The organism is Allobosea sp. CER48 (genome assembly GCF_044752385.1).
In the GTDB taxonomy this organism is placed as follows: Bacteria; Pseudomonadota; Alphaproteobacteria; order Rhizobiales; family Beijerinckiaceae; genus Allobosea.
Genome location: NZ_JBIWYK010000210.1, coordinates 1 through 5,485 on the forward strand (window position 1 = coordinate 1; position 5,485 = coordinate 5,485).

At 66.8% G+C, this 5,485-nt stretch carries 5 protein-coding genes, 1 tRNA gene and 1 pseudogene; 4 read left to right on the plus strand and 3 right to left on the minus strand.

Features of this window, described 5'->3' with window-relative positions; genetic code table 11:
* Window positions 1-33 precede the first annotated feature (33 nt).
* The 3 genes from ACIPIA_RS09550 to lipB all read right to left on the minus strand — a co-directional run bounded on the left by ACIPIA_RS09550 (window position 34) and on the right by lipB (window position 2,728).
* Window positions 34-1,641, minus strand: coding sequence for a carboxyl transferase domain-containing protein (locus tag ACIPIA_RS09550; RefSeq protein ID WP_400508899.1), 1,608 nt, complete (start codon window positions 1,639-1,641; stop codon window positions 34-36).
* A gap of 114 nt (window positions 1,642-1,755) precedes the next feature.
* On the minus strand, window positions 1,756-1,956 hold the full coding sequence (locus ACIPIA_RS09555; RefSeq protein WP_400508901.1) for a hypothetical protein: 201 nt from the start codon (window positions 1,954-1,956) through the stop codon (window positions 1,756-1,758).
* A gap of 67 nt (window positions 1,957-2,023) precedes the next feature.
* Window positions 2,024-2,728: a lipoyl(octanoyl) transferase LipB gene (lipB, locus tag ACIPIA_RS09560; protein ID WP_400508903.1), complete on the minus strand. Its 705-nt coding sequence runs from the start codon at window positions 2,726-2,728 to the stop codon at window positions 2,024-2,026.
* 135 nt (window positions 2,729-2,863) lie between these two features.
* Here lipB and ACIPIA_RS09565 point away from each other — a divergent pair, with 135 nt between their 5' ends.
* The 4 genes and pseudogenes from ACIPIA_RS09565 to ACIPIA_RS09580 all read left to right on the plus strand — a co-directional run.
* The gene (locus ACIPIA_RS09565; RefSeq protein ID WP_400508905.1) at window positions 2,864-3,133 is read left to right on the plus strand and encodes a FliM/FliN family flagellar motor switch protein; all 270 of its coding nucleotides are present in this window, start codon (window positions 2,864-2,866) and stop codon (window positions 3,131-3,133) included.
* 125 nt (window positions 3,134-3,258) lie between these two features.
* A tRNA-Leu gene (locus tag ACIPIA_RS09570) sits at window positions 3,259-3,343 on the plus strand.
* Between the two features lie 216 nt (window positions 3,344-3,559).
* Window positions 3,560-4,330 (plus strand): annotated as a pseudogene (locus ACIPIA_RS09575) (glycoside hydrolase family 25 protein); the annotation flags it as partial.
* Window positions 4,331-4,730: 400 nt separating this feature from the next.
* A partial coding sequence (locus ACIPIA_RS09580) for a glycoside hydrolase family 25 protein (RefSeq protein WP_400508907.1) occupies window positions 4,731-5,485 on the plus strand: 755 nt, incomplete at its 3' end.

The window sequence follows — 5,485 nt, forward strand, 5'->3', positions numbered from 1 at the left end:
TGACGGCGGGAATGCGCCCGCCGCCCCGAATCGTCACATCCGGAACACGCCGAACTTCGTCTCGGGCACGTCGGCATTGAGGGTGGCAGAGAAAGCCAGCGCCAGCACGCGGCGCGTCTCGGAAGGCAGGATGATACCGTCGTCCCAGAGCCGCGCCGTGGCGAAATAGGGCGAGCCTTCCTCCTCGTACCGGCTGCGGATCGGCGCCTTGAACGCCTCTTCCTCTGCCGCCGGCCAGCTCTTTCCCTCGGCCTCGATGTTATCGCGGCGGACTGTGGCGAGCACGCTCGCCGCCTGCTCGCCGCCCATCACCGATATCCGCGAGTTCGGCCAGGTGAACAGGAAGCGCGGCGAATAGGCCCGCCCGCACATCCCGTAATTGCCGGCGCCGAAGGAGCCGCCGACCAGGACCGTGATCTTGGGCACCCGCGCCGAGGCCACGGCCGTGACGAGTTTCGCACCGTCCTTGGCGATGCCGCGGGTCTCGACATCGCGGCCGACCATGAAGCCGGTGATGTTCTGCAGGAAGAGCAGCGGAATCCGCCGCTGGCAGCAGAGCTCGATGAAATGCGCGCCCTTCAGCGCGCTTTCCGAGAACAGGATGCCGTTATTGGCGATGATCCCGACAGGGATGCCGTGGATGCGGGCAAAGCCGGTGACCAGCGTCGTGCCATAGAGCTTCTTGAACTCGTCGAACTCCGAGCCGTCGACGAGGCGCGCGATCACCTCGCGGATATCGTACTGCTTCTTGAGATCGGTGGGCACCACCGCTTCGAGCTCGGCCGGATCGTAGAGCGGCTCGACCGGTTCGGCGATGTCGATATCCGGCCGCTTCACGCTGTTGAGGTTGCCGGCAATGCGCCGGGCAATGGCGAGCGCATGGGTGTCGTCCCCGGCATAGTGGTCGGCGACGCCCGAGAGCCGCGCATGGACGTCGGCGCCACCGAGATCCTCGGCCGAAACCACCTCGCCCGTCGCGGCTTTCACCAGCGGCGGGCCACCGAGAAAGATCGTGCCCTGCTTCCTGACGATGACCGTCTCGTCCGACATCGCCGGCACATAGGCGCCGCCGGCGGTGCAGGACCCCATCACCACCGCGACCTGGGGGATGCCCTCGGCCGAGAGCGTCGCCTGATTGTAGAAGATGCGGCCGAAATGCTCGCGATCGGGGAAGACCTCGGTCTGGTGCGGCAGGTTCGCGCCGCCGGAATCGACGAGATAGATGCAGGGCAAGCGGTTCTCGCGCGCGATCTCCTGCGCGCGCAAATGCTTCTTCACCGTCATCGGATAGTAGGTGCCGCCCTTGATCGTCGCATCGTTGCAGACGATCATGCATTCCCGGCCCGCGACGCGGCCGATGCCCGCGATCATGCCGGCGCCGTGGACATCCCCCTCATACATGCCGAAGGCGGCGAGCGAGCCGATCTCGAGGAAGGCCGAGCCCGGATCGGTCAGCCGCAGCACGCGCTCACGCGGCAGGAGCTTGCCGCGCGCCGTATGGCGCTCGCGCGATTTGGCGTTGCCGCCCAGTGCCGCCGTCGCCCGCTTTTCCTGCAATTCGCCGCGCAGCGTGGCCCAGGCTTCGGCATTGGCGCGCGTTTCGGCCGAACTCAGATCGACCTTGCTCTCGATGACAGGCACGGGCGCGCTCCCTCGACGACAATCTTTGCCGAGGGTTATGGCGCGGCCTGTCGAAAACGCCAACCGGCACGGACGCGCGGACGCGGCCGTGCAATTCCGCGCCGGTGCTCCGGTTCACTCGCTCATCTTGTTGATCGAGCCGGTCACGGATGGCGCCGCCACCGCTCCGATCGCCCCGCCCGCGACAGCCCCGATCGGCCCGCCGACGAGCGCGCCCGCCCCTGCCCCGGCAGCCGCCCCGGCGATGCGCTGGTCGGTCGTGTTGCAGGCCGCGAGCAAGACGGCGATGCCGCCGGCCAGAAGAAAAGCACGCATTGTCGTCCCCATGCTTTGGCCCAGTCCCCGGCCGAAGATGGGCTCCGCATGGCTAACGAGGGGTAAATCAGGCGGAGACGGTCGGGCCGAAGACGCGCTCGAACGCCTCGCGCAGGACCGAATCGACCTCGGGCATGGTCACCGGCAGGCCGAGGTCGACGAGCGAGGTCACGCCATACTGGCTTACGCCGCAGGGCACGATGCCGTCGAAATGGGAAAGGTCCGGCTCGACATTGAGCGAGATGCCGTGGAACGAGACCCAGCGGCGGACGCGGATGCCGATCGCGGCGATCTTGTCCTCGGTTCCCGTTCCCTTCTCCGGCCGACGCACCCAGACGCCGACGCGGTCCTCCCGCCGTTCGCCGCGGATGTTGAAGCCGTCGAGCGCAGCGATGAGCCAGCCTTCCAGCGCGGCGACAAAGCGGCGCAGATCCGGCTGGCGACGCTTCAGGTCGAGCATGACATAGGCCACGCGCTGGCCGGGGCCGTGATAGGTGAACTGCCCACCCCGGCCCGACCTGAAGACCGGGAATCGCTCGGGGGTGATCAGATCCTCGTCCCGCGCCGAGGTTCCGGCGGTGTAGAGCGGCGGGTGCTCGACCAGCCAGACGCGCTCGCGCGCCGCGCCATCCGCGATCAGCGCCGCACGCGCCTCCATCTCGGCGACGGCGTCGCCATAGCCGACCAGCCCCTCCGCCACGACCCATTCCACCGGCTCGGAACCCGCTTCCGGCAGGAGCGAGACAGCGAGCTCCTCGCGCATCTTCACCATGGCTTAACCATGTTCCATTCAATCTTTCCCGGCCGGCACATCCGGCGCGGCCGTCGACGAGCCTCATGCGCCCAAAAGCGCCGGGCAGGCAAGTTTGGCTGGTCCAATTCTGAAGTAGGGTTCCGGAGGCAGGGTTTGAAGGCCGATCTCGATCTCGTTCCCGTCGAGCTCACGGTGGTACTGGGCCAGACCCATATGCCGATCTACAAGCTGCTGCGGCTCGGCCGCGGCGCGATCATCGAGCTCAATGCGAGCGAGACCGACGAAGTGCAGATTCTCGCGAACAATCACCCCTTCGCCAAGGGAATCGTCGTGGTCAGCGGCTCGCGCATCTCCGTCGAGATCACCCAGATGCTGAAGCGCCCGACGATCTACACGCTGCAGAGCGTCGCTCAGGCCGCCTGAGACAGCCGATCTGGGGAAAACTCGCCTTCCTTCGTTTTTCCTCACGGAGGCCCTTGTGGCCTCGGATTCGATTTGCTAGATCGGCGCCGCTCACCGGATGCACCGCCCGCAACCGGAACCGAGCTGCGGTCGTGGCGGAACTGGTAGACGCACTACCTTGAGGTGGTAGCGGGGAGACCCGTGGAGGTTCGAGTCCTCTCGACCGCACCAAATTCGGACAGTGTCCAGCGAAAGGCGACCTTCGGGTCGCCTTTCGTGTTTCCGGCCTGCGGCAAGTCCTTGCAGCGACAGCCTCACCTTCCGCCGCAGCCGCGAATCGACGACGCCGAGTGCCGAATCGCAGAGCTGCCGCGGATCGGGCTGACAGGCGGCAGAACTTTGGTAACGTAAACCGGCCGTCAAGCATTCTCCGCAATTCTCCGCCAGATGAACGCCCGCCCCATGTCCCGCCGCCTCGTGCCCTTTCTGGCTGCCGTCGCTCTTGCGGCCCTCGGCGGCTGCGTCGCGCTCGACAACTATCCGTCGAAAGGCGATGCGCGCCCGCATCCGGGCGTCGCGGCGGCCCACCAATATCCGATTCACGGCATCGACATCTCGCGCTGGCAGGGTGAGATCGACTGGAGCGCGGTGCGGGCGGCCGGCACCCGTTTCGTCTACATGAAGGCGACCGAGGGCGGCGACCATGTCGACCCCTCGTTCCAGCGCAACTGGGAAGGCGCCCGCCGCGCCGGCATCCCGCGCGGCGCCTACCACTTCGTCTACTGGTGCCGCCCGGCGCATGAGCAGGCGGTCTGGTTCAAGCAGCAGATCCCGAACGATCCCGATGCCCTGCCGCCGGTCCTCGACGTCGAGTGGAACGGCCACTCCCGCACCTGCCCGCAGAAGATCGACCGCGAGCTGGCGCGCGAGAAGATCCAGCTCATGCTGACCGAACTCGAGCAGCTCACCGGCAAGAAGCCGGTGATCTACACCGACATCACCTTCCACAAGGACGTGCTGGAAGGCCAGTTCAACAACTACCCCTACTGGATCCGCTCGACCGCGGCCCTGCCCGAGACGCGCTACAACAACCGCACCTGGGCCTTTTGGCAGTTCACCACCACCGGGCGCGTGCCCGGCATCAAGGGCGATGTCGACCGCAACGCCTTCTTCGGCACCGAGGCTCAGTATGCCGGCTGGATCCGTGGCGAGTTCGACATCGGCACGCGCCGCTGGGAGCAGCGCGACAAGGTGCCGCCGCAGCCCTCGCCCGGCCCCGAGCATCCCGCCATGCCGGGCCCGGCGCCGACGCCCGCTCCGATTCCGGAAAACGTCCCCGTCGCGCGCATCCCCGGCAGCGTGCCGCCGATGACCTCCGCCTTCCAGTCGAGCCGTGTCGCGGCGACCGCCGCCCAGGACACCGAACTCGACGACTGAGGGAGCCCCTCCGCCCTGCGGTTAACCAAGGCTGAAACTCTTCGTTCGATTGCGCTGCAATTCTAACCAGCGCTTAACCACGCTCCCGCCATCTGGACCTGTGATGCGGGAGAGACACATGCCAGCGGGCAAGCTGACCAGCGGAAGAATCGGGCTCGGGGCCCTCGCCCTTGCGGCATTCATGACATGCCTCGTTGAGCCGGCGCTGGCGCTCTATCCGAAGAAGGGCGACAGCTCCCCGCACCATGGCGTCCGCGACGCCCGCCGCAAGGTCATCCAGGGCATCGACGTCTCGCGCTGGCAGGGCGAGATCGACTGGGCCCGGGTCAAGGACGCAGGCACCCGCTTCGCCTTCATCAAGGCGACCGAAGGCGGCGACCATCTCGACCCCAATTTCAGGCGCAACTGGGCCGAGGCGAAGAAGCACGGCATTCCGCGCAGCGCCTATCATTTCGTCTGGTGGTGCCGGTCCGCCAAGGACCAGGTGCGCTGGATCAAGAAGCATATCCCGCGCGATCCGGACGCGCTGCCACCCGTCCTCGACGTCGAATGGCAGAACGATTCCCAATGCACCCGCAAGATCTCGCGCGAGCTCGCCCTCGCCAAGATCAACGAGATGCTGAAGGGGCTGCGCGAGCACACCGGCAAGAAGCCGATCATCTACACCGACATCAACTTCCACGAGGACGTGCTGGAGGGAGAACTCAACGAGCATCCCTTCTGGCTGCGCTCGACGGCGGCGCCCCTGGCCAAGCGCTACGCCCGCGATCGCTGGGAGTTCTGGCAGTTCACCACCACCGGGCGCGTGCCCGGCATCACCGGCGACGTCGATCGCAACGCCTTCTTCGGCAGCGAGCGCGAGTTCGAGGCCTGGAAGAAGGGCCATTTCGACATCGGATCGCGCACCTGGCATCGCGGCGAACCCAAGGTCGCCGA

What these genes read in the sequence shown, in the direction of transcription:
- lipB (WP_400508903.1), bottom strand. Translation starts at nt 2,728, where the DNA reads ATGGTGAAGATGCGCGAGGAGCTCGCTGTCTCGCTCCTGCCGGAAGCG.
- ACIPIA_RS09555 (WP_400508901.1), bottom strand. Translation starts at nt 1,956, where the DNA reads ATGCGTGCTTTTCTTCTGGCCGGCGGCATCGCCGTCTTGCTCGCGGCC.